Source organism: Aeromonas sp. S5(2024), assembly GCF_041403025.1.
Classification (GTDB): Bacteria; Pseudomonadota; Gammaproteobacteria; order Enterobacterales; family Aeromonadaceae; genus Aeromonas; species Aeromonas hydrophila.
In genome coordinates, this window is the sequence record NZ_JBGLRI010000011.1 from 92,744 (window position 1) to 117,283 (window position 24,540).

Below are 24,540 nucleotides of genomic sequence, written 5' to 3' on the forward strand. Positions count from 1 at the left end.
GAATCCCTATGAAACTGGCAACCCTGAACAATGGTAAACGGGACGGCGCCCTGGTGGTGGTGAGTCGCGATCTGAGCCGCGCGGTGCGCGTGCCGCAGCTGGCCGCCACCCTGCAGGCGGCCCTCGACGAGTGGGCCGAGCTTGCGCCCAAACTGATTGCCGTCTATCAGCAGCTCAACGATGGCGCCTGCGCCGACGCCTTCCCGTTCGACGAGACGGCCTGTCTCTCCCCGTTGCCGCGCGCCTACCAGTGGGCTGACGGCAGCGCCTATGTCAACCACGTGGAGCTGGTGCGCAAGGCCCGCGGCGCCGAGATGCCAGAAAGCTTCTGGCACGATCCCCTGATCTATCAGGGGGGCTCGGACTGCTTCCTGCCGCCCCGTGGCACCATCCCGATGGGGTCGGAGGAGTGGGGCATCGATTTCGAGTCGGAGATCGCCGTCATTACCGACGACGTGCCGATGGGCACCAGCCCGCAGGCGGCCGCCGGCCACATCAAGCTGCTGATGCTGGTCAACGACGTCAGCCTGCGCAACCTCATCCCGGGGGAGCTGGCCAAGGGCTTTGGCTTCTTCCAGTCCAAGCCCTCCAGCAGCTTCTCGCCGCTGGCCATCACCCCGGACGAGCTGGGGGATGACTGGCGCGATGGCAAGGTGCACCTGCCGCTCCTGACCCATCTGAACGGCGCCCTGTTCGGGGCCCCCGACGCCGGGGTGGACATGACCTTCAACTTTTATGAGCTGATCGCCCACGCCGCCAAGACCCGGCCGCTCGGGGCGGGCTGCATCATCGGCTCGGGCACCGTCTCCAACTACGACCGAAGCCGCGGCTCATCCTGCCTCGCCGAGCTGCGAATGCTGGAAATTATCGAGTCAGGTCAAGCCACTACACCCTTTCTGCGCTTTGGTGATACAGTGTCCATCGCGATGCAGGATCGCAACGGGATGAGTCTGTTTGGCACCATTTTGCAGCGGGTCACGCCGGCGGAGGCCAGTCAGACGAAGTGAGGGGCCAGCATGGATACGAGGCCGGCTGGTGAGCGGCAGGTGCCCTTGCACCTGCCAACACAGGGACAGATTATGTTGCAGTTGTTTGGATATTGGCGTTCATCGGCAAGTTATCGGGTACGGATCGTGATGCAGCTCAAGGGGCTCGATTATGAGCAGCATCCGGTCAATCTGCGGCAGGGCGAGCAGCGCGAGAAGGCCTACCGTCGGCTCAACCCCCAGGGGCTGGTGCCGTTTCTGGTGGATGGCGAGGTGCAGGTGGGTCAGTCGGTGGCCATCATGGAGTACCTCGACGAAACCTATCCAGCCCACCCGCTGATGCCCTCGGCCCCGCAGGAGCGCGCCCGGGTACGCCAGATCGTCAACATGATCGCCTGCGACATCCACCCCCTCAACAACCTGCGGGTGCTCAACTATCTGGAGCAGTCGCTGGGGCAGGGCAAGGCACACCGCGACGAATGGTATCGCCACTGGATTGACGAGACCTTCACCGCGCTGGAGCAACTGCTGATGACCACCGCCGGCATCTATTGCGTCGGCAACGAGGTGACCCTGGCGGACTGCATGCTGGTGCCCCAGGTCTACAACGCCCGCCGCTACGACATGTCGCTGGAAGACTACCCCACCATCAACCGCATTGTCGCCAACTGCGAGCAGCTGCAGGCGTTTATCAAGGCCGCGCCAGAGCAGCAGCCGGATGCCCAGCCCTGACATACGGCAGGCCGGGTCCGGTCATCCCGGCCCGGCCTGCCGTGTTCACTCTGCCAACACCCTCCCTTCCCGTTCGCCTCAGGGCGTTCCGTTGCACCCATGGCGCCGAAAGCCGGGCCGCTCGCCCAGTCGCTGGTAGTAGTCGTTCACGGCCGGCAGTTGCGGGCGATCATAGGGCGTCTCCAGCCAGCGGTTGACCGACAGCCCGATGGGAATGTCTGCCAGCGAGAAGTGGGGGCCGGCCACATATCCCCCGGTTGCTTGAAGCTGTTTCTCCAGGATCCCCATACAGTGAGACCACTGCAGGCAAGCTGCGCGAAGGGCCTGATGGTCTTGATGCTGGGGGGAGCGCCGCACCAGCGACAGGAAGGCGTAGCGCCAGGCGCTGTTCAAGTCTGATGCCTGCCAGTCAATCCATTGATCGACCCGGGCCCTTGCTCTCGCCTCGACGGGATAGAGCGCGTTGTCGCCGTAACGCGCCGCCAGGTAGCGGATGATGGTGTTCGACTCCCACAGGGTGAAGTCGTCATCCTGAATGACCGGCACCATGGCATTGGGGTTGAGTGCCAGGAACGCCGGGGTATCCGTCGGCTTGAAGCCGGACCCCCACTGCTCCAGCTCGAACGGGAGATCCAGCTCGGCGCAGGTCCACAGCACCTTGCGCACATTGATGGAGGAGGCCTTGCCCAGTATCCGTAACATCTTTTCGTCCTTGTCGGGGGGATGGCCGGCTTGCCGCAGGCCTACAACCCCTGCTTGCACGGCCATCGAGGCCCAACACAGTCACCGACCGTGCGGGGCCCTGATTGCAGCGATTGGTGAGTCAGCCGTGGGTGGTCTTGGGCTGGAAGAAGGCGATGAACTTGCCGAATTTCTCCCCGTCGTAGCTGTCCCCCTTCTCCAGAAGCCCGGTGTTGAAGGATTCGAGCAGCTTGCCCTTGGCATCCAGCACGTAGAAGTGGGGCACCCCCAGATACTCGGGATACCCTTTGAGGAAGGATTCGTTCTTGTTCTGCTTGCTGACGTTCACCTTGACCACTACGAAGGTGCGGTTGAGCTGGCCGGCAAGATCGGGTTGTTGGTCCAGAAAGTGGTTCATCTCCTGGCACCAGCTGCACCACTCACCGCCCACCAGCAGCAGGACTTTCTTGCCCTCGGCGCTGGCCTTGGCGGTGGCGGCGGCGAGATCGCGGGCCGGGTCCCGCTGCTCGTCATAACCCTGGCTGTAATCGGGCAGGGTCTGGCTCCAGAGGTGGCCGGCGCTGTACGCCTCGCCATGAAACAGGGCGGTGCCAAGCACCAGTGGCAATAGCAGTCGGTTCATCACGTGCTCCTTGTGTTGTTGTGGTTGCTTCCAAGCCGCAACAATGTGACACGAGCGAGCCCGACCGCCAAGGGCGAGATGGGCGCTTGTTATGCAAAAAACGGGAATGGGTCGGCGGAAAAGAACCAAGCCCCTCGCAGGAGGGGCTTGGCATTGAGGCAAAGGAGGTTGCCGGCAGATCAGTAACCCTGCTGGTGGACGTCCATCACGGCGCGACCGGAGGGGTCGGCCATCTCCTTGAACTTGGCATCCCACTCCAGCGCGGTCGGGGTGGAGCAGGCGACCGACTTGCCGTAGGGCACGGTGCGGGCGGCGGACTCCAGCGGGAAGTGCTCGTCAAAGATGGCACGGTAGAAGTAGGCCTCCTTGGTGAGCGGGGTGTTGACGGGGAAGCGGAAGGCGGCCGCCTCGAACATCTGATCCGTCACCTCTTCCTCGACCATGGCTTTCAGGCTGTCGATCCACGAATAGCCCACGCCATCGGAGAACTGCTCCTTCTGGCGCCATGCCACTTCGTGGGGCAGCAGATCCTCGAACGCTTCGCGCAGGATGTGCTTCTCGATCTTGCCCTTGCCGCACATCTTGTCGGCAGGCTGCAGGCGCATCGCCACGTCCATGAACTCCTTGTCGAGGAAGGGCACGCGACCCTCGACACCCCAGGCGGCCATCGACTTGTTGGCGCGCAGGCAGTCATAGAGGTGCAGCGAGGCGAGCTTGCGCACGTTCTCTTCGTGGAACTCGCGGGCGTTGGGCGCCTTGTGGAAGTAGAGGTAGCCGCCGAACAGCTCGTCGGAGCCTTCACCGGAGAGCACCATCTTGATCCCCATCGCCTTGATGTAGCGGGCCATCAGATACATGGGCGTGGAGGCACGGATGGTGGTGACGTCATAGGTCTCGAGGTGATAGATGACGTCCCGCAGGGCATCCAGACCCTCCTGCACGGTGAAGTGGATCTGGTGGTGGATGGTGCCGAGGTGATCGGCCACCTTGCGGGCGGCGGCGAGATCCGGCGAGCCTTCCAGGCCGACGGCGAAGGAGTGCAGCTGCGGCCACCAGGCTTCGCTCTTGCCATCGTCTTCCACCCGGCGGGCGGCATAGAGCTTGGTGATGGCGGAGATGACGGACGAATCCAGCCCGCCGGAGAGCAGCACGCCGTAGGGCACGTCGCACATCAGCTGGCGTTTGACCGCCGCTTCCAGCGCCGCTTTCAGCTCGGCCTTGTCGCTGACGTTGTGCTCGACCGCACCGTATTCCATCCAGTCGCGTTTGTACCACTGTTTGAGCTCGCCATCCTTGCTCCACAGGTAGTGTCCCGGCGGGAAGGTTTCGACGCTCTTGCAGACTGGTACCAGCGCCTTCATCTCGGAGGCGACGTAGAAGTTGCCGTGCTCGTCGCGGCCGGTGTAGAGGGGGATGATCCCCATGTGGTCGCGACCAATCAGGTAGGCATCCTGCTCCGCGTCATAGAGGATGAAGGCGAAGATACCGTTCAGGTCATCCAGGAAGGCGGGACCCTTCTCCTTGTAGAGGGCCAACAGCACCTCGCAGTCGGAGTGGGTCTGGAACTGGAAGTCGACCTTGAGGTTCTTCTCCAGCTCCTTGTGGTTGTAGATCTCGCCGTTGACGGCCAGCACGTGGGTGCGCTCGGGGTTGTAGAGCGGCTGAGCGCCGTTGCCCGGATCGACGATGGCCAGGCGCTCGTGCACCAGAATGGCTTTGTCGGAGCTGTAGACGCCGGACCAGTCAGGACCGCGGTGGCGCAATCGCTTGGACATCTCCAGCGCCGATTTGCGCAGGGCGGCCGCATCGGATTTGATGTCCAGAATGCCGAAAATAGAACACATTGGCGGTAATCCTCTTGATTTTTATATGAGCCCCCCACGTTCGGGCTCGAAATTCCATTTACATTCCTCGCCAATCACAATGCCTAGTGCAAAAACCTTTTGCAAGCGGGAAAACCGCAGAAAATCATGCCGCTCACGTCAACCCAGTCGGCCTGAAAAAGGGCGGCGACGGCGGCCCGGGTTGACGCAGACGTCAAGTCGCGGCGGGCTCGAAGATCACATAGAGCTTGCGGCAGGGGGTGAGGGTCTCCCACTCCCCGACAAAGCCGGCCGGGATGACGAACTGATCGCCGGGCTTGAGGGGCAGCCTGCCGCCCTGGCCGTCGTGGATCACCGCCTCGCCCTCCAGCAGCTGGCAATACTCGTGCTCGGTGTAGTGGATGGCCCAGCGGCCGGGCTCGCAGGCCCAGAAGCCGACGTGAAACTGCTGGCTGGGGTCTGAGTAGTGGTTCCATACCGTCTGGCGCGGATTGCCGGCGCGCAGGCGCTCGGGGGCGGGCATCAGCGGGGTGGGGGCCGCCTCGTGGCGGTCGAGCAGGATCCAGTCGTTGAGGGTCTTCATGCTGCCTCCTTGGCAAGGGATAAAAAACGGGGCCATCCAGGCCCCGTGATTGTTCGTTTTATTAAACGAGGTTGCGCATAACGTAAACGATAGCGCCTCCCTTGCCAAGGGGCGTGCCGCCCCCCGTCAGCGTGGCTGCAGCCGTTTGATGACGTGACGGGCAAAGCCGCTGCCCGCTTCGTCGTAGACGTTGAACACCGCATCCACCCCTTGCTCTTTCAGGGAGGCGATGTCGTCCTCGAAGCGGACGATGGCGGCAATCTTGCCGGCAAAGCCGTGGTTGCGCAGTTTTTCGATGGCGTAGAGGTTGCCCGAGTGGTGAGGCATGGCCAGCAGCACCAGGTTGACCTGGTTGGAGAGCAGCACCTTGTCCCAGAAGTCGGTATCGGTGGCGTCTCCCTCGATCACGTTCATGCCCTGGGCGCGCAGGGTGGGCAGCTTCTCGCTGTCGTTCTCCACCCCGAGGATCACGGTGCCGTACTTGTTCTCCAGCTCGAAGTAGGCGCCCTGACCGATCCGCCCCATGCCGAGGATGATCACCTCGGCATCACCGAGTTCGATGGGCCTGTCCTCCGGATGCAAAGTGGTGGCCTGCATGCCGCGCAGCCAGTTGCCGAGCCGATGGTAAATGCGCTCGCTCTGGCCGTTGAGGGGGGCCGAGATCATGAAGCTGGCCGCCAGCGCCAGGGAGAGCGCAACCAGCCACTCGTGGGAAATCCAGCCCGCCTTGGCGGCGATGGCCGCGACGATGAGGCCGAACTCCGAGAAGTTGGTGAGCGCCAGGGTGGAGAGCAGGGCGGTGCGCACCCGCAGGTGGGCGCCGCTGTAGACCAGGTAGTAGAGCGCGCTTTTCAGCGGCAGGGCCAGCACCAGCGCCAGCGCCAGCAACATGGTGTCGTGGGTCGGCAGGCCGTTGAGGCCGATGGTGAGAAAGAAGCAGATCAGAAACAGATCTTTGAGGTTGAACAGCGACTTGGCCAGCCCTGCGGAGGCGGGGTGGGAGGCGATCAGCATGCCGATCACCAGCGCCCCAAGATCGGGTTTGAGCCCCACCACCTCGAAGCCGGCAGCCCCCACCACCAGCGCCAGGAAGATCCCGAACAGCACCTGCAGCTCGCCGTGGCCGGCTCGCTCCAGCAGTTTCAGCAGCAAGGGGCGCAGCAGCGGCAGCCCCAGGATCCAGAGCGCCCAGATGCTGGGCCACTGACCGCTGGAGACTGCCAGGAAGGCCACCGCGAACAGATCCTGCATCACCAGCACGCCGACGGCGAGACGGGCATAGAGGGCGTTCATGTCGCTGCGCTCCTCCAGCACCTTGACCGCAAACACGGTACTGGAGAAGGAGAGGGCAAAGCCCAGCAGCAGCGCCAGCCGCCAGTCCAGCGACATGGCCAGCGCCAGCCCGAGCCCCTTGCACACCAGCAGCACCACGGTGAACAGCAGGGTGGAGAGCAGCAGGTGCAAACTGGTGGTGCCCCAGACGTCGCGCCGCATCAGGATCTTGACGTTGAGCTTGAGGCCGATGGTGAACAGCAGCAGGGTGACGCCGAGATCGGCGATTTCGTTCAGGGCCGGGGTGTTCTGATAGCCCATGCCGTTGAGCAGAAAACCGGCCGCCAGAAAGCCCAGCAGGGGCGGCAGGCCGATGAGGTTGACCAGCATGCCGCAGCCGAAGGCCACGGCGATCATGACAGGTTCCATTGCGCGTCCTTCAGGGGTAACGAGGCCGACCTGGGCCGTGCGCCAGGCCGGCCCGTCAGCCGGCAGGGATCAGACGATGTCGATATCCACTACTGAATCGAAGATGTGGTTCGGCCGAAACGGCATGCGGTCGATGTCGGCCACCTTGCTCACCCCGGAGAGCACCAGCACCGTCTCGAGGCCGGCCTGGAAGCCCGCCAGAATGTCGGTGCGCAGGTTGTCGCCGATGATGATGGTGTCGTCGGAGTGGGCCTCCATCCGGTTGAGCGCCGCGCGGATGATCCAGGCGCTCGGCTTGCCGACGTAGAACGGCTTCTTGCCGGTCATCCGCTCGATGGGGGCGCACAGGGCGCCGCAGGCCGGGTGCATCATGGGGCCGTGGGTATCGGGGTTGGTGGCTATGAAGCGGGCCCCCTGATCGACGAACTTGGCCCCCAGCTGCATCATGGTCCAGTTGTAGTTGCGGGTCTCGCCCACTACCACGAAGTCGGGGTCGATGTCGGTGATGGTGAAGCCGGCCTTGTAGAGCTCGTGGGTCAGCGCCCCTTCGCCGATCACATAGGCCTTCTTGCCGTCCTGGCGCTTGAGAAAGTCGGCGGTGCCCATGGCGGAGGTGTAGAAGCACTCCTCCGGCACCTCGATCCCGGCGGAGCGGAAGCGGTTTTGCAGATCTTTCTGGGTCTGGGCCGGGTAGTTGGTCAGAAACAGCAGCTTGCTGCCCTGCTCCAGCAGGCGGTGGACGAAGCGGTCGGCACCGGGCACCAGATCGTTGTTGTGCAGGATGACGCCGTCGATGTCGCAGATGACGTTTTTCTTCATGGGGACTCCTTGTGTAGGCGCAAGAGGCGGCGGAAAGTTGCGCCAACTCTCAAGATCTTCAAATAGTTATGTTGTTTTTGTGACGCCATTATAAGTCTGTTTGATGACAAGTCTCCCCCATAAACAGAGATAGGTGCACAATGAACGACAGAGGGGAGGGATCCGCTCTGCCACTGGCTGGTCCCGCTGTCTGTGAACCGATGGAGCCGTCATCATGGATAACTTTATTGCCGGTCTGCCCAAGCTGGAGCTGCACCTCCATATCGAAGGCTCGCTCGAGCCGGAACTGATGTTTGCCCTGGGCCAGCGCAACGGCGTGGCCCTGCCCTGGCCCGACGTGGCCAGCGTGCGCGCCGCCTATGAGTTCGACTGTCTGCAATCCTTCCTCGATCTCTACTACCTGGGGGCCAGCGTGCTCATCACCGAGCAGGATTTCTTCGACCTCACCTGGGCCTATCTGGAACGCTGCGCCGCCGACAAGGTGGTGCACGTGGAGATCTTCTTCGACCCCCAGACTCACACCGCCCGCGGCGTGCCCTTCGCCACCGTGCTGGGCGGCATCGAGCGGGCGCTGCAGCGCGGAGAGCGGGAGTTTGGCATCAGCTGGCGGCTCATCATGAGCTTCCTGCGCCACCTGAGCGAGGAGGATGCCTTTGCCACGTTGGCGCAGGCTACTCCCTTTCTGTCGCGCATTCACGGCATCGGCCTCGACTCGGGGGAGAAGGGCAACCCGCCCAGCAAGTTTGCCCGGGTCTTTGCCCGCTGCCGCGAGCTGGGGTTGCCGGTGGTGGCCCACGCCGGCGAAGAGGGGCCGGCGGACTACATCTGGCAGGCCATCCGGGAGCTTGAGGTGCGGCGCATCGATCACGGGGTACGCTGCGTCGATGATCCCGATCTGCTGCGCTATCTGGCCGATACCCGGTTGCCGCTCACCGTCTGCCCCCTCTCCAACACCCGTCTCAAGGTGTTTGACAAGATGGCCCACCACAACGTGCTGGCGCTGCTGGAGCAGGGGCTGTGCGTCACCATCAACTCCGACGATCCCGCCTATTTCGGTGGCTACATGAATGCCAACTTCCACGCCCTGGCCCATGAGTTGGGGGCCAGCATGAACCAGCTCTGCCGCTTGTCACTGAACGCGGTGGAGGCGAGCTGGCTGAGCCTGGCCGACAAGGCGCGGCTGACCCGGGAGATCAGAAGCTACGCCGCCTGCTACGGGGTCAGCCTCCATTAGCTTGTGGTGCCGGCAAGCATGACAGGCAGAAACGACGCGCCCACCATCTCTGGTGGGCGCGTTTTTTATGCCTGGGCGGGTTTGACTCAGGCCGTGTGGGGCTGGGCGGCCGCCTGATAGGTCGGGTAGTCAATCAAGCCCTTTTCGCCACCGCCGAACAGGGTGGCCGGATCGTGAGGGGCCAGCGGATAGCCGTGGCGCAGCCGCTCGGGCAGATCGGGGTTGGCCACGAAGGGGCGACCGAAGCCTATCATGTCGGCCCAGCCCGCCTCGAGCGCCGCCCGGGCACGCTCACCGTCGTACTTGCCGGCATAGATGAGGGTGTTGGGGAAGGCGTCGCGCAGCCCCTGCTTGAAGCCTTCCGCCATCAGCGGGGCATCGTCCCAGTCCGCCTCGGCGATGTGCAGGTATACCACGTCGAGCCGGCCCAGCAGGCGGGCGGCGGCCAGGTAGGTCTCCTGCGGGTTGGCATCCACGGTGCCGTTGAGGGTGGTGAGCGGCGCGAGGCGCACCCCGACCCGGTCGGCCCCGATCTCGCTGCAGACCGCCTCGGTTACCTCTTTCAAGAAGCGCAGCCGGTTCTCCAGCGAACCGCCGTAGCCGTCGGTGCGGGTGTTGGACTCGGAGTCGAGGAACTGGTTGATGAGGTAGCCGTTGGCGGCGTGCAGCTCGATGCCATCAAAACCGGCCAGCATGGCGTTGCGAGCCGCCTGACGGAACTGGCCCACTACCGCGTCGATGTCGGCCTGGGTCATGGCGCGCGGGGTGACGGTTTCGACGAACCCGGGGGCATCGCTGCCGTTGTCGACGAATACCCGTACCCCTTTTGCCTGAATGGCAGAGGAGGAGATGGGCTGGGCACCGCCGATATTGTCAGGGTGAGTGACCCGGCCCACGTGCCAGAGCTGGGCGAACATGGTGCCGCCCTTGGCGTGGACGGCGTCGGTCACCTGCTTCCAGCCGGCCACCTGTTCGGCGCTGTGGATCCCCGGCGTCCAGGCGTAGCCCTTGCCCATGGGGTCAATCTGGGTGCCTTCGCTGATGATGAGGCCGGCCCCGGCGCGCTGGGCGTAGTAGGTGGCCATCATGGCATTGGCCACGTCACCGGGCTGGCTGGCGCGGGAGCGGGTCATGGGGGGCATGACGATGCGATTGTTGAGGTGCAGCTGGCCGAGACGCAGGGGGCAGAACAGGTGATCGTGGTGCATGGTGAATTCCTCATAATGATGATGGGCTCACTCTAGTGCCGGCATCCCTTGCGAAAAAGAGGGGTAATTGCAGAAAAGAATTGTGCTGATGACAGCAATGGTGAAAAGAGGGAGTGGCAGGGGGAGGCGCCTGAATAAAGAAGGGGGCCAGCAAGGCCCCCTTGTTCAGCATGGTTCGCGCAATGGCGTCAGGCCTCCAGCGGCATGACGCGCACCCGCTCGATGCGCCGCTCGCTCACCTCGACCACCTCGAAGCCGAGCTGCTGCAGTTGCAGCTGCTGGCCCGGGGCGGGCAAGGTGCCGAAGTGGGAGAGCAGCATGCCGGCCAGGGTCACGTACTCGTCGCTCTCGCTCACCAGCCCTTCGTGTTCCAGCACCTGCTCCACATGGTGGATGTTGGTGCTGCCGTTGATGAGCCAGCCTTCCCCATCGCGGACGATGTCCGGCGTTTCATCTTCATCGGGCAGCTCGCCGACGATGGCCTCCAGCAGGTCGTGGGTGGTCACCAGCCCCTGGATCACGCCGAACTCGTCGGCCACCAGGATGAGGCTGCCCTTGGCCTGGCGCAGCTCCGCCAGCAGCTTAATCACGTTGATGGTCTGCGGCACTATGATGGGGTCGTTCTGCTTGGCCAGCTCGCTCAAGGATTGCCCTTCGTTGAGGGCAAACAGCAGGTCGCGCGCCTTGACCACCCCGATCACCTCGTCCAGATCGCCGTCACAGACCGGGAACAGGCTGTGGGGCTCCTGCTGCAGCAGGGCGCGGATCTCGTCGTTGGAGTCGTTGACGTCGATCCAGGCCATCTCGGAGCGCGGGGTCATGATAGTGCGGATGGAGCGTTCGGCCAGCGACAGCACCCCGGTCACCATGTAGCGCTCCTCCTCGCCAAAGCTCACCGGCTCGGCGGCGGGAGCGTCCAGATCGTCGTCCGGCCGGTCCTGATACGCCTTGCTGCCCATCAGCTTGAAGATGGCGGCGGTGGTGCGCTCGCGCAGGGGCTGCTTGGCCTCGTGGCGCTCGGCACTGCGCTGGGAGAGCTGGTTGAAGAATTCGATCAGCACCGAGAAGCCGATGGCCGCGTAGAGGTAACCCTTCGGAATATGGAAGCCGAACCCTTCCGCTACCAGGCTGAAACCGATCATCAGCAGGAAGCTCAGACAGAGCACCACGACGGTGGGGTGGGCGTTGACGAAGCGGGTCAGCGGCTTGGAGGCAAGCACCATCACCAGCATGGCGATGGTGACGGCCGCCATCATGACGCCGAGGTGTTCCACCATGCCGACGGCGGTGATGATGGAGTCCAGCGAGAAGATGGCATCCAGCACCAGGATCTGGGTGATCACCACGCCGAAGCTGGCGTAGACGCCGACCGGCCCGTCCTCGGGCGGTTTGGCCTCCAGCCGCTCATGCAGCTCGGAGGTGGCCTTGAACAGCAGGAACAGGCCTCCCCCCATCAGGATCAGGTCCCGACCGGAGAAGGGGTGATCCCACAGGTGCAAAATGGGGGTGGTCAGGGTGACCAGCCAGGACATCACGCTCAGGAGCCCCAGGCGCATCAGCAGGGCCAGCGACAGGCCGATGACGCGGGCCTTGTCCCGCTGGGCGGGGGGCAGCTTTTTCACCAGGATGGCGATGAAGACCAGGTTGTCGATCCCGAGCACGATTTCCAGGACGATCAGGGTAAACAGACCGATCCAGATGTGGGGATCCAGCAGCAATTCCATGTAGTGACCTCAATAAAAAACAGACAGAGCAGAGAGTAGGCACGGCGTACGATGGCCGCAGTGACAGCAAGGCAATGGCGTTATTCAGAGGCGCTGATTAAGCAGATAAAGATAGGCTTTGACGGGAAGAAACGAAGGGCAACTTCGGGGATTGTCCATGATGGGCAATAAAACCTTGGGTTAAAAGTGAGCCCTGATGATAACGGGAATCCCGTATTTGGCAAGAGGGGGGGAAGCACCGGGAAAGGCACGCTCGCCCTCTGGGGCGACAGGAGCGGGCGGAGCTTGCCAGGCAAGCCCCGCCTTGCGGCTTACAGCCAGCGTTTCTCGCGGGTGAAGCAGACCGATAGCCAGGCGTCTCCCAGGGTATCGCCAAGGCGAGACCAGAGCTCCTGGCGCAGGGCATCCTGGCGCTCGACGGGCCACTCCTGGCCGGGGGCCACCAGAATGTTGAGTTCGAGATCGAAGCGGCGACCGCTTTTCGCCAGATGGCTGTAGCATTCGATGCCATGGCGCAGGCGCAGGGCCTCGACTTCGCTGGCCACCAGCCGGGAGACATCCCCCTTGGGGGCGATCTTCAGCACTTCCCGCAGGTTGCGACCGAGCACCTTGATGGGGATGAGGGTGGCGCACAGGGCCAGCAGCGAGACCAGTACCGGGTCTATGTAGCGGTTGTAGTGGCCGTAGCCGATGGCATCGAGGCCGATGGCGACCACGAAGCCGATGAGCAGGGTGGTGCTGAGCAGGGTGTCGACCAGCCACTCCTTGGAGTCCACCCGCACCAGCTCGGAGTTGACCCGCTCGGCCACGTCGGCCTCAACCCGGTAGATGATGCCGCAAAAGAAGGTGGAGACGACGGCATAGATGAGGGCATGGCCGAGATCGATCTCCCGTCCGCCCGCCAGCAGGGTGGTGAGGCCGTTGTAGAGTGCCGCCAGACAGAGGAGCAGAATGATGGTGCCGTTGATGACGTTGGCGATGGGTTCGAAGTGGGCGTAGCCGTATTGAAAGCGGGCGTCGGAGGGACGGGTAACCAGGTAGGCGGTGATGAGCCCCAGGCCCGTCATGCCCATGCTGAACAGGGTGAAGATGCCGTCCAGCATGATGGCGTTGGAACCGACGAACAGGCCATAGCCGATCCCGAAAATGGCAAAGGTGATGCAACCAAACAGCGACAGGGTCAGCGCCTGTTTTTCGGTGCGAATAAGCGTACTGATAACATGGCTGTAATGAGCCATAAAAGTCCTCCTTTCAAATGGTGAAGATTGCGCGCGCAAGCGGTTTTCTAGCTGATATACTGCCCGCTCACATGTGAGCGGACTGGTTCGGGGGCCCGCGAAGAGGCTGGCCCGAACGGTCGTTGTCGCCGGAGTTCCGGCATCAAGCAAAGGAAGGGAACAAGGATTCATGATCCCGAGACTCGATTACCAGGACAGTTTGTCACCTACAACCCTGCAGTTTCTTGAGTTGCTGGCGCGATCAGCATTTCGTGGTGATATCGAAAAGTCTTATGCAAGCCGGTTGGCGATGGCGACGGATAACAGCGTCTATCAGGTAGTACCTCAGGCGGTTCTCTATCCGCGCAGTGCGGACGATATTGCGGTGATGCTCAAGCTGGCCCAGGGGCCCGAGTACGCGACCTTGAGTTTCTTCCCTCGCGGCGGCGGTACCGGCACCAATGGTCAATCCTTGGGCGGCGGCATTATCGTCGATCTCTCGCGCCATATGAACCAGATCATGGAAATTAATCTGGAAGAGGGCTGGGTACGGGCCCAGGCCGGGGTGGTCAAAGATCAGCTCAACGCCTATTTGAAGCCCCATGGCTACTTCTTCTCGCCGGATCTCTCCACCTCCAACCGCGCTACCCTGGGCGGCATGGTCAACACCGACGCCTCGGGGCAGGGCTCCTTGGTGTACGGCAAGACCTCGGATCACGTGCTTGGCCTCAAAGCCGTGCTGGAAAACGGCGATCTCATGGCCACCGAGCCGGTGACCGGCCCGCGTCTGGCGGACAAGCTGGCGCTGGAGAGCCGGGAGGGGGAGATCTATCGCACCCTCTATCGCATCGGCCGCGAGCGGCGCGCCGACATCGAAGCCACCTTCCCCAAGCTCAACCGCTTTCTGACCGGCTACGATCTCAAGCACCTCTATCAGCCCGATACCGACACCCTGGACGTCAGCCGGGTGCTCTGTGGCTCGGAAGGCTCCTTGGGCTTTATCACCGAAGCCAGGCTCAACATCACTCCCATCCCGCGTTACCGCACCTTGGTCAACGTCAAGTACGACAGCTTCCCGTCGGCCCTGCGCAATGCCCCCTTTATGGTCGAGGCCCAGGCGCTGTCGGTGGAGACGGTGGACTCCCGGGTGCTGGGACTGGCCCGTGCCGACATCATCTGGCATTCGGTCAAAGAGTTCATTCAGGAGGTGCCGGGCAAGGATCTGCAGGGGCTCAACATCGTCGAATTTGCCGACACTGACGAGGATGAGCACAAGGCCAAGGTGGCCGAGCTGTGCCGGCGCATCGACGCCCTGCTGGCCAAGGGGGAGGCGGGGATCATCGGCTATCAGGTGTGCAACCACCTGGCCAGCATCGAGACCATCTACGCCATGCGCAAGAAGTCGGTGGGGCTGCTCGGCAACGCCGAAGGGCGCAAAAAGCCGGTGGCCTTCACCGAAGACACCGCCGTACCGCCGGAATCCTTGGCCGACTTCATCATGGAGTTTCGAGCCCTGCTGGATGCTCATGGCCTTGACTACGGCATGTTCGGCCACGTCGATGCCGGGGTGCTGCACGTGCGCCCGGCGCTGGACTTGTGCGATCCCGAGCAGGAGGTACTGCTGCGGCGCATCTCCGATCAGGTGGTGGCGCTCACCGCCAAATACGGCGGCCTGATGTGGGGCGAGCACGGCAAGGGCTTTCGCTCCGAATACAGCCCCGCCTTCTTCGGCGAGCTGTGGGAGGAGCTGCAACGGGTCAAGGGGGCGTTCGACCCCGCCAACCGCATCAACCCGGGCAAGATCTGCATGCCTTATGGCAGCGGCGCCGAGCTGGTGTCGGTGGATGGGCCCAAGCGCGGCAAGTTTGACCGCCAGATCCCGCTGGCGGTGCGCACCAGCTATACCCGGGCCCTCGATTGCAACGGCAACGGTCTCTGCTTCACCTTCGAGACCGACTCCCCCATGTGCCCCTCGGTCAAGATCAGCCGCGATCGCCGTCACTCCCCCAAGGGGCGGGCCGGCCTGATGCGCGAATGGCTGCGCCAGCTGGCACAGCAGGGCTTCGATCCGCTGAGTGAGGAGGTGGCGCTGCAAAGCGGCGGTCTGCGCTTCAAGCAGATCGTCGACAAGTTTCGCAACACGGTGGCCCGCGCCCGCGGCGAGTATGACTTCTCCCACGAGGTGATGGAGGCGATGGAGGGGTGCCTGGCGTGTAAAGCCTGCACCAGCCAGTGCCCCATCAAGGTGGATGTACCCACCTTCCGCGCCCGCTTCATGCAGCTCTATCACAGCCGTTATCTGCGTGGCCCCAAGGATTACTTCGTCGGCACGGTGGAAAGCTACGCCCCCCTGCTGGCCAAGGCACCGAAACTGGTCAACTTCTTCCTCGAGAAGGAGTGGGCCCAGAAGGCGACCGAGAAGAGCATCGGCATGGTGGACGTGCCGCTATTGAGCGTGCCGACCCTGGCCGAGGAGCTGCGCGACCATCGTGCCCGCTATTTCGATCTGCCGGGGTTGGAGGCCATGAGCCCCGAGCAGCGTCAAAAAGTGGTGCTCATCGTGCAGGATCCCTTCACCAGCTACTACGACGCCCCCGTGGTGCGTGATCTGGTTAAACTGGTCAGCAAGCTCGGCCTGCAGCCCTATCTGCTGCCGTTCAAGCCCAACGGCAAGCCCCAGCACGTGAAGGGTTTCCTGCGCGCCTTCGCCCGTACCGCGGCCAGCAGCGCCCAGTTCCTCAACAAGGTGGCGGCGCTCGGCATCCCCATGGTGGGGGTCGATCCCTCCCTGGTGCTCTGCTATCGGGACGAATACGTGAAGGCGCTCGGCCCCGCCCGTGGCGACTTCCAGGTGCTGCTGCCCCAGGAGTGGCTGCTCTCCTTGCCGGCCGAGGCGTTGCCGGTGCGAGAAGCGGACGCCGGCGCCGAGCCCTGGTATCTGTTCGCCCACTGCACCGAGAAGACCGCCAAGCCCTCCACCCACGGTGACTGGAGTACCCTGTTCCGCCGCTTCGGTGCCACGCTGCAACCGGTGTCGGTGGGCTGCTGCGGCATGGCCGGCACCTATGGCCACGATGCCAAACAGGTGGATAACTCCAAGGGCATCTATGGCCTGAGCTGGGCCGAGCCCCTGGCTCGCCTGCCGCAAGCCCGTTGTCTGGCCACCGGATATTCGTGCCGCAGCCAGGTCAAGCGGATGGAGGGGGAGAAACTCAAGCACCCGCTGCAGGCCCTGCTGGAACTGCTCTGATGCTGACGCTCCCCAAGCGGTTTCGGGTGCCGCAAGCCTACCGGCACCCGCACTTCCTGCTGCTGCCGGTCAATCCGACCCAGGCGGTGGTGGAGTTCGTCGCCATGCTGCGCGAGCGCGAGCAGCTTCATCAGCTGTTTCGCCTGGACGATGTGTGGCCCTCCGCCAATTTCAGCCTGAGCCAGCACGAGGCCGATCTGGAATGGCAGCACTCCGAGTTTCTGGCCAAACGCTCCTTTGCCTATGGTCTCTGGAGCCCGGATAGGGAGCCGCAGTTTTGGGGCGGGGTTTACCTCTATCCCTCGGTGCTGCCGGAGGTAGCGGTAGAGCTCTTCTTCTGGAAGGTGGCCGAGGCGCCGCTCACCGATGCCGAACTGGAGGCCGAACTGCGCGCCTGGCTCGGCAAGGTGTGGCAGTGGTCCGAGCCGCGCCTGCCGGGGCGCGACCAGCCCTGGGCCGAGTGGCCGGGGGTGACCTATCCCTGGTGAGAGTCAACCTCGATGCAAGATGCCCCAGCGTGGGCATCTTTTTTTTTGCTCCTTTTTCGCCGACACTGCTGGTTTGCCGCTACGGCGCAGCGATAACCCGTTGATCACGCAAGGAGTCCGCTCACCATGAGTCAAGAAAACAGCCCCATCTGGCGCAAACCCATGAGCCTTGAAGGGCTCAACGCCAGCTCTCGCAACACCCTGATGGCTCACCTCGACATCGTCTATACCGCCTTTGGTCCTGACTGGCTGGAGGCCACCATGCCGGTGGATCACCGCACCCACCAGCCGCTTGGCATGCTGCACGGCGGCGCCTCCGTGGTGCTGGCGGAGACGCTGGGTTCCTTGGCGGCCAACATGGCGGTCGGGCCTGATAGTTATTGCGTGGGGCTGGAGGTCAACGCCAACCACCTGAGGGCCAAGCGGGAAGGGGTGGTGACGGGGCGTTGCGCGCCGCTGCATCTGGGGGCGACCACTCAGGTGTGGCAGATAGAAATTCGCGATGAACGTGGTCGTTTATTGTGCACCAGCCGGTTGACCATGGCGGTGCTCAAACACAAGCGTGACAAGGACTCTGGCGAAGCGTGATCTGCAATAACGCACCATGAGTGAAAAATAAGCAAGCCATAGTCGCAAGATCCCTCTATAATTGCCAACGTCTTGAGAGGCTTATCACATTTTTCAAGACAGCAGAACAAAGTGGCGCTATAATCGCCGCCTTTTTGCTATTCCGCGGTGTTAGCCGCCTGCCTTAATCTGGAAGAATCTATGTCTGATACCGAACAACTGCCCCTTTTTAGTGAGCTTGGACTGGCCGCGCCTGTACTGAAAGCGCTGCAGGACGTGGGCTATGAGCGCCCGTCCCCCATCCAGGCCGCAGCAATTCCCCACCTGATGGCGGGCCACGATCTGCTGGGGCAGGCGCAAACCGGTACAGGGAAGACCGCTGCTTTTGCCTTGCCTCTGTTGTCTCGTCTGGAAGCTGGTAACCGCAACACCCAGATCCTGGTGCTGGCACCGACTCGTGAACTGGCCCTACAGGTGGCTGAAGCGTGCCAACGCTATGCCCACCACATGCCTGATTTCCACGTGCTGCCCATCTACGGCGGCGCCTCCTACGAAACCCAGACCCGCGCCCTGCGCCGCGGTGCTCAGGTTGTCGTGGGTACCCCGGGCCGCGTGATGGACCTGATCCGTCGCAAGAACCTGGACCTCTCCGGCCTGAAAGCCCTGGTGCTGGACGAAGCGGACGAGATGCTGCGCATGGGCTTCATCGACGACGTGGACTGGATCATGGAACAGTGCCCGGCCGGTCGCCAGGTTGCCCTGTTCTCCGCCACCATGCCGGAGCAGATCCGTCGTGTGGCCCAGAAGCACCTGAAGCAACCCAAAGAGATCAAGATCGCTTCCAAGACTGCGACCGCCACCACCATCCGTCAGCGTTACTGGCAGGTGACCGGTCTGCACAAGCTGGACGCCATGACCCGTCTGCTGGAAGTCGAGCCCTACGAAGCCCTGCTGGTGTTCGTACGCACCAAGAACGCCGCCGAAGAACTGGCTGGCAAGCTGGCTGCCCGTGGTCACGCCTGTGAAGCGCTGCACGGTGACATCCCGCAGAAGCTGCGTGAGCGTACCGTCGACAAGCTGCGCCAGGGCCAGCTGGACATCCTGATCGCCACCGACGTGGTGGCCCGTGGTCTGGACGTTGAGCGCATCACCCACGTGGTGAACTACGACATCCCCTACGACACCGAATCCTACGTTCACCGTATCGGCCGTACCGGCCGTGCCGGTCGCAAGGGCGAAGCCATCCTGTTCGTGGCACCGCGCGAGCGTCGCATGCTGCGCGCCATCGAGCACGCAACCCGTCAGGCCATCGAGCCGATGAAGATGCCGAGCACCGAGGACATCAACCAGCACCGTCTGGCCAAGTTCAAGGAACGCATCCGCGAAACCATGATGGGCGAAGAGCTCGAGATCTACGTGAACCTGGTGAACGAGCTGATCGAAGAAGACTCTGCCGATCCGCTGGAGCTGGCTGCCGCACTGGCCAAGCTGGTACAGGGCGACCAACCGCTGCTGCTGGATGACTCCATTCCGGATCCGGTGTTCAACGCCGGCAACGATCGCGGTGGTTTCGAGCGTCGTGACTTCAACGACCGTGGTGGCCGTGATTTCGCCGACCGTGGCGATCGCCCGGCTCGTCGCATGCCGTCCCTGGAGCCGCGTCCGCTCAAAGACAACCCGGACGTGGAGATGGAGCGCTACCGCGTCGACGTGGGTGCCCATCACGGCGTCAAGCCGGGCCAGATCGTGGGTGCCATCGCCAACGAAGCGAACATCGAGAGCCGCTTCATCGGCAACATCGATATCGCCGATGACTTCTCCACCGTCGATCTGCCCAAGGGCATGAGCGCCGAAGTGCTGGAAGTGATCAAGAAGGCCCGTGTCTGCCAGCGTCCGCTGCAGATCAGCCGCTATACCGAAGTGCCGGCCGGCAGCAACACTGCTCCCCGTCCGCCCCGCGGTGATCGTCCGTTCCGTGGCGACCGTCCTTTCAACAAGGATCGCCGTCCGCAGGGTGACCGTCCCTTCAACAAGGATCGCCGTGAAGGCGGTTTCGACAAGGGTCGTAAATTCGGTGGCAAGCGCCGCGACAGCTAAACCCTGACTGCTAGCTAAAAAGGCCGCTCATCGAGCGGCCTTTTTGTTGCCCCTCGTTCACCCAGGAGGCGCCGCAGCGCCGCATGAGGGGATGTGAAAGGGTCAGTCCATGGCACACCGTTGATGTTGCCGATGGGTTGGTCTGACATCGTCCTGACTGTGTGGAGTGGGATGGGGCAGGGAAGATACGTGTGAACGCTGGGTAGCGGGGGGCTGCGAGCCACATCCGCATAAAAGGGAAGAGTGCAGCAGCAAGAGCAGATTGAGAGGGGGGGCCCGAGCTGGATTGTCCGGGTCTATGCCATCGCGGTGAAGGCAGCAAAAAGGCGACCCTGAGGTCGCCTTTTATGTTTATGCATCTATCTTGGGGGCTTAGAGCACCATGGCGGCAATCCAGCCGAAGATGATGAGCGGGATGTTGTAGTGGATGAAGGTGGGCACCACGCTGTCCCAGATATGGTCGTGCTGGCCGTCGGCGTTGAGGCCCGAGGTGGGGCCCAGGGTCGAGTCGGAGGCGGGAGAGCCTGCATCCCCCAGGGCGCCGGCGGTGCCGACCAGAGAGATGGTCGCCAGCGGGGAGAAACCGAGGTGCAGGCACAGCGGCACATAGATGGTGGCGATGATGGGCACGGTGGAGAAGGAGGAGCCGATCCCCATGGTGATGAGCAGGCCCACCAGCAGCATCAGGAAGGCGGCCAGCCCCTTGTGGCCCGCCATCATGCCGGAGACGGCCTGTACCAGGCTCTCCACCCCGTGGGTCTCTTTCATCACGGCGGCGAAGCCGGCGGCGGAGATCATGATGAAGCCGATGAGGGACATCATGCGCACGCCCTGGGTGAAGGCATCCTGGCTCTCGCGGAACTTGATGACGCCGCCACAGGTGAAGATGACGAAGCCGGCCAGTGCTCCCAGCACGATGCTGTTGGTCATCAGCTGCAGCCCCAGCGCCACGGCGATGGCCAGCAAGGCGACCCAGATGTGGTTGAGGTTGAGATCGACCGTCTCCGGCTCGGCGGCCAGGATCTTCTCCAGATCATACTGGCGTGGCTTGCGGTAGCTGAAGAAGACGGCGATCAGCAGGCCGACGAACATGCCCAGCACCGGAATGGCCATCGCCAGCGGCAGCTGGCTGTGCTCGACCGGCACGCCGTTGTCGATCAGGTTCTTGGCCAGGATGTTGTTGAGGAAGATGCCGCCAAAGCCCACCGGCAGCAGCATATAGGTCGCGGTCAGGCCAAAGGTGATGACGCAGGCCACCTGACGGCGGTCGATCTGCATCTGGGCCATGACGTGCAACAGCGGCGGGATCAGGATGGGAATGAAGGCGATATGGACCGGGATCAGGTTCTGGGAGGAGATGGAGACCCCCAGCACCGAGCTGAGCAGCAGGGCCTTGACCCAGAGGATGCGCGAGCTGCTGGCATCCTTGCCGAGTTGGCTGATCACCTTGCGCGCCAGCAGATCCGTGATGCCGGAGCGGGAGATGGCGACTGCGAAGGCCCCCAGCATGGCGTAGGAGAGGGCGATCTCGGCACCGCCACCCAGGCCACCGCTGAAGGTGCCGAGGGTCTGCTCGAGGGAGAGACCGCCGATCAGGCCGCCGACGATGGCGCCGATGGCGAGAGAGACCACCACATTGATCCGCAGCAGGCTGAGCACCAGCATCAGCGCCACCGCGATAACAACAGGATTCATTTGCTTTCCTTATAGTTTGTGTTGCTGTCTGTCGTGTGAAAGGCAGTTAGTTTGCGAAAAATGTGACAAATGTCGAGTAAAAAATCAGGTGAATGGCCTATCTACAGCATTCCCGGCGGTTCAACCCAGGTAATGAGTCGGGAGAGGTAAAAAACGGTGCTGGATGGGCCTTTTTTCGACATTCTGGTCAAACCAGATGGCGCAAGAAAAGAGGCTGCCGTGGCAGCCTCTTGGGAAGGGGGCGTCGTTACTCGCTGGCGTCGTCGGCCACCTCGTCCGGGTGGGCCGGGGGCCAGCCACCCAGGCTCTTCCAGCGGTTGACGATATGACAGAACAGCTCGGTGGTGCGCTCGGTGTCGTAGAGGGCGGAGTGCGCCTCTTTATTGTCAAACGGAATGCGCGCGCTCTGGCACGCCTTGGCCAGCACCGTCTGGCCCAGCGCCAGGCCGGAGAGGGTGGCGGTGTCGAAGGTGGCAAACGGATGGAACGGATTGCGCTTGAGGCCGGCCCGCTCGGCGGCGGCCATGACGAAGCCGTGATCGAAGGTGGCGTTGTGGGCCACTATGATGGCGCGGCCGCAATCCTGCTCCTTCATCCCCTTGCGGATGCCCTTGAAGATCTCGGTCAGCGCCTCTTTCTCGCTGACGGCGCCGCGCAGCGGATTGAAGGGATCGATGCCGGTGAACTCCAGCGCCGCTTTTTCCAGATTGGCCCCTTCAAACGGCTCGACATGAAAATGGAAGATCTGGTCGGGCACGAGCCAGCCCTGCTCGTCCATCTTGAGGGTATAGGCGGCGATTTCCAGCAAGGCGTCGGTTCTGGCATTGAACCCGGCGGTTTCAACATCGATGACGACGGGGTAAAAGCCACGAAAACGGCCCTTGAGGGTGTGAACAGCGTCGGTCATGGTATCTCGGTCGGCGTGAAATGAGGCGGCATTATGGCAAAAAAGCCGGCCTTTGTCCCTCATCGGCCACCATCGGCACGCTGGCCGATTCTATTATCGACACGCGGACTTATAATTGACCACTTCAACAATGGAATGGGGAGCAACGATGAAGAAGCTGGGATTGGCGCACAAAATGTTGCTGGTGGTCTGCCTGCCACTGCTGGCCTTGCTGTTCTTCTCCGGCCGATACGTCTATGAGCGTTATCGAGTCGAGCAGGAGATGAGTCAGGCCCAGGACGCACTGGCGGTGGTGCGGGAAGCGGCGCAATTGGCCCACGAGCTGCAAAAGGAGCGCGGCATGTCAGCCGGCTTCCTGGGTTCTGGTGGCAACAAGTTCCGCGATGCCCTGCCGGCGCAGCGCAAGCAGGTCGATACCCTGCTGCAGCGCTTTCATGAGGATCCCGCCCTGCTGGCGCTCAAAGAGGTGCAGCAGGAGCTGGCCGGGCTCACCGCCATGCGCGAGCGGGTCAGTGCGCTGGGGGTCGAGGTGGCCGAGCAGGTCAGCTTCTATACCCGGATGATCACCCAGTTGCTGGCGGTGGTGGATCAGATCAGCATCAATAGCCGGGATGCCACCATAGCGTTGCAGACCAATGCCTATGCCGCCTTCTTGCAGAGCAAGGAGCGGATGGGGCTGGAGCGGGCGACCTTAAGCAACGTGTTCGGCCGTGACAGCTTCACGCCGGCGCTGTTGCAGCAGTTCATCTCCCTGTTGGCGGCCCAAAATACCTATCTTGAGCGTTTTCAGGCGGTGGCGAGCCCCTCCCAGCGTCAGCTGCTGGCCGACAGCCTGGCCTCGCCGGTGGTGAGCAAGGTGGCCGCCATGGAGAAGCTGGCGCTGGACAAGGCGGCCAGCGGCGGCTTCGGGGTGGATGCCGAGGCCTGGTTTGCCTTGAGCACCGACAAGATCAGCCTGCTCAAGGAGAGCGAAGACCGCCTCTATCAGCAGCTGTCCGAGCGGGTGGATCAGATGCGGGCGAAGAGCGCCAGCGACTTCTGGTGGGCCGCCACCGGAGTCCTGCTGTGCGTACTGCTCACCAGCTTCGTCTGCTGGCGGGTGGTGCGGGATCTGCACCTGGGCTTCATGGCCCTGCACCATACCTTCAAGCGGCTGGTGCAGGAGAATGATCTGACGGTGCGGGTCAACTGGCGATCCGGTGACGAACTGGGGGCATTGTCGCGGGATCTGAATCACTTCCTCGAACATCTGGAGGGGTTGATGCTGGCGGTGCGCCGCTCCTGCGAGGTGCTGGCCCGCAGCGCCGCCGCCTCGGCCAACGTCATTGCCGAAGTCAACGCCGGGGTGGCCAAGGGGTTTGGCCAGGTGGATCTGGTGGCGACGGCCGCTACCGAGATGGCCTCGACGGTGGCCGAGATCGCGCGCAACGCGACCCAGACCTCGCTGGCGACCCAGCAGGCCATCGGCCGGGCCCGGCAGGGTGATAAGGAGGTGGATCAGACCATCGATGCCATCCAGCAGGTCGCGGGTACCTTGAGTGATACCCAGCAACTGGTGGACAGCCTGCATCAGGACACCGAATCGGTGGGCGAGGCGCTCAACCTCATCAAGCAGATCTCGGATCGCACCAACCTGCTGGCCCTCAACGCCGCCATCGAGGCGGCCCGCGCCGGCGAATCCGGCCGCGGTTTTGCGGTGGTGGCGGAAGAGGTGCGGGCGCTGGCGTCGCGCACCCAGCAGGCTGCCGACGACATAGAGCGGATGCTGGTGCGGCTGCGGCAGGGGGCCAATCAGGCGGTGACCGCCATGCACCTGGGGACCGAACAGGCGGGGCTGAGCGTGACCGAGGCCAAGCGGGCGGGCAGCGAGCTGACCGATATCGTCAACGAGGTGCGCAAGGTGAGCGACATGACCGCCCAGGTGGCCACCGCCACCGAGGAACAGCGCTATGTCACCGACGACATCCAGCACAACGTGATGACCATCCGCGAGGTGTACGAGGCGCATCGCCAGCACTCGGAAACCCTGCAGCAAAACAGCGCCGAGCTGGATCAGCTGGCGCGGGAGCTGGCAGGGCGCATCGCCCGCTTCAAACTGATGGATGCCGCCTCGACCCACTGATCGGTTTGCCCTAAAGCTTGTCCTGCCCCTGCCGATATCTAACCTGAGATCGTGTGGAGGGCA

19 protein-coding genes are annotated in these 24,540 nt (G+C 63.1%); 8 read left to right on the plus strand and 11 right to left on the minus strand.

Annotated features, from left to right (window positions below; genetic code table 11):
* Positions 1 to 8: 8 nt before the first annotated feature.
* Both ACB032_RS18870 and maiA read left to right on the plus strand, forming a co-directional pair.
* Entirely contained in the window at positions 9 to 1,007 is a 999-nt protein-coding gene (locus ACB032_RS18870) for a fumarylacetoacetate hydrolase family protein (RefSeq protein ID WP_371138544.1), read from the plus strand.
* A 72-nt stretch (positions 1,008 to 1,079) separates the two neighbouring features.
* Complete coding sequence (gene maiA, locus ACB032_RS18875) at positions 1,080 to 1,718, plus strand: maleylacetoacetate isomerase (RefSeq protein ID WP_039214563.1); 639 nt, start codon at positions 1,080 to 1,082, stop codon at positions 1,716 to 1,718.
* Positions 1,719 to 1,796: 78 nt separating this feature from the next.
* On the opposite strand, the gene ACB032_RS18880 is transcribed toward maiA, so the two are convergent.
* From ACB032_RS18880 to ACB032_RS18905, 6 genes are all read right to left on the minus strand, one after another.
* Positions 1,797 to 2,420, minus strand: coding sequence for a glutathione S-transferase family protein (locus ACB032_RS18880; RefSeq protein ID WP_371138545.1), 624 nt, complete (start codon positions 2,418 to 2,420; stop codon positions 1,797 to 1,799).
* A 121-nt stretch (positions 2,421 to 2,541) separates the two neighbouring features.
* Positions 2,542 to 3,042 (minus strand): thioredoxin family protein, encoded by a 501-nt coding sequence (locus ACB032_RS18885; protein ID WP_139393380.1) that lies wholly within the window; start codon positions 3,040 to 3,042, stop codon positions 2,542 to 2,544.
* A gap of 179 nt (positions 3,043 to 3,221) precedes the next feature.
* On the minus strand, positions 3,222 to 4,886 hold the full coding sequence (gene asnB / locus ACB032_RS18890) for an asparagine synthase B (protein ID WP_024944497.1): 1,665 nt from the start codon (positions 4,884 to 4,886) through the stop codon (positions 3,222 to 3,224).
* Between the two features lie 193 nt (positions 4,887 to 5,079).
* Positions 5,080 to 5,448, minus strand: a complete 369-nt coding sequence (locus tag ACB032_RS18895; protein ID WP_017784880.1) for a cupin domain-containing protein — start codon at positions 5,446 to 5,448, stop codon at positions 5,080 to 5,082.
* Between the two features lie 126 nt (positions 5,449 to 5,574).
* Positions 5,575 to 7,149, minus strand: a complete 1,575-nt coding sequence (locus ACB032_RS18900; protein ID WP_371138546.1) for a cation:proton antiporter — start codon at positions 7,147 to 7,149, stop codon at positions 5,575 to 5,577.
* A gap of 69 nt (positions 7,150 to 7,218) precedes the next feature.
* A complete protein-coding gene (locus ACB032_RS18905) occupies positions 7,219 to 7,968 on the minus strand; it encodes an HAD-IIA family hydrolase (protein WP_011706469.1) in 750 nt (249 codons plus the stop codon).
* A gap of 214 nt (positions 7,969 to 8,182) precedes the next feature.
* Here ACB032_RS18905 and ACB032_RS18910 point away from each other — a divergent pair, with 214 nt between their 5' ends.
* Entirely contained in the window at positions 8,183 to 9,202 is a 1,020-nt protein-coding gene (locus ACB032_RS18910) for an adenosine deaminase (RefSeq protein WP_270811755.1), read from the plus strand.
* Positions 9,203 to 9,288: 86 nt separating this feature from the next.
* Here the strand turns inward: ACB032_RS18910 and ACB032_RS18915 are convergent, their stop codons facing one another.
* The 3 genes from ACB032_RS18915 to ACB032_RS18925 all read right to left on the minus strand — a co-directional run bounded on the left by ACB032_RS18915 (position 9,289) and on the right by ACB032_RS18925 (position 13,372).
* On the minus strand, positions 9,289 to 10,410 hold the full coding sequence (locus ACB032_RS18915; RefSeq protein WP_371138547.1) for an alkene reductase: 1,122 nt from the start codon (positions 10,408 to 10,410) through the stop codon (positions 9,289 to 9,291).
* A 188-nt stretch (positions 10,411 to 10,598) separates the two neighbouring features.
* Positions 10,599 to 12,134, minus strand: a complete 1,536-nt coding sequence (locus ACB032_RS18920) for a TerC family protein (RefSeq protein WP_011706466.1) — start codon at positions 12,132 to 12,134, stop codon at positions 10,599 to 10,601.
* Between the two features lie 311 nt (positions 12,135 to 12,445).
* Positions 12,446 to 13,372, minus strand: a complete 927-nt coding sequence (locus tag ACB032_RS18925; protein WP_011706465.1) for a cation diffusion facilitator family transporter — start codon at positions 13,370 to 13,372, stop codon at positions 12,446 to 12,448.
* 169 nt (positions 13,373 to 13,541) lie between these two features.
* Here ACB032_RS18925 and ACB032_RS18930 point away from each other — a divergent pair, with 169 nt between their 5' ends.
* The 4 genes from ACB032_RS18930 (at position 13,542) to ACB032_RS18945 (ending at position 19,753) form a co-directional block, all read left to right on the plus strand.
* Positions 13,542 to 16,601, plus strand: coding sequence for an FAD-binding and (Fe-S)-binding domain-containing protein (locus ACB032_RS18930; RefSeq protein WP_371138548.1), 3,060 nt, complete (start codon positions 13,542 to 13,544; stop codon positions 16,599 to 16,601).
* Complete coding sequence (locus ACB032_RS18935) at positions 16,601 to 17,089, plus strand: hypothetical protein (RefSeq protein ID WP_371138549.1); 489 nt, start codon at positions 16,601 to 16,603, stop codon at positions 17,087 to 17,089. Before ACB032_RS18930 ends, ACB032_RS18935 begins: the two co-directional genes overlap by 1 nt.
* A gap of 126 nt (positions 17,090 to 17,215) precedes the next feature.
* Positions 17,216 to 17,677, plus strand: a complete 462-nt coding sequence (locus tag ACB032_RS18940) for a hotdog fold thioesterase (protein WP_241417713.1) — start codon at positions 17,216 to 17,218, stop codon at positions 17,675 to 17,677.
* 180 nt (positions 17,678 to 17,857) lie between these two features.
* A complete protein-coding gene (locus ACB032_RS18945; protein WP_016351112.1) occupies positions 17,858 to 19,753 on the plus strand; it encodes a DEAD/DEAH box helicase in 1,896 nt (631 codons plus the stop codon).
* A gap of 372 nt (positions 19,754 to 20,125) precedes the next feature.
* Here the strand turns inward: ACB032_RS18945 and ACB032_RS18950 are convergent, their stop codons facing one another.
* Together ACB032_RS18950 and rnt are read right to left on the minus strand one after the other, a co-directional pair.
* Positions 20,126 to 21,448, minus strand: coding sequence for a Na+/H+ antiporter family protein (locus ACB032_RS18950; protein ID WP_371138550.1), 1,323 nt, complete (start codon positions 21,446 to 21,448; stop codon positions 20,126 to 20,128).
* A gap of 247 nt (positions 21,449 to 21,695) precedes the next feature.
* A complete protein-coding gene (gene rnt / locus ACB032_RS18955; protein WP_371138551.1) occupies positions 21,696 to 22,355 on the minus strand; it encodes a ribonuclease T in 660 nt (219 codons plus the stop codon).
* A 148-nt stretch (positions 22,356 to 22,503) separates the two neighbouring features.
* Here rnt and ACB032_RS18960 point away from each other — a divergent pair, with 148 nt between their 5' ends.
* Positions 22,504 to 24,477: a methyl-accepting chemotaxis protein gene (locus ACB032_RS18960; RefSeq protein WP_241417714.1), complete on the plus strand. Its 1,974-nt coding sequence runs from the start codon at positions 22,504 to 22,506 to the stop codon at positions 24,475 to 24,477.
* Positions 24,478 to 24,540: the final 63 nt, after the last annotated feature.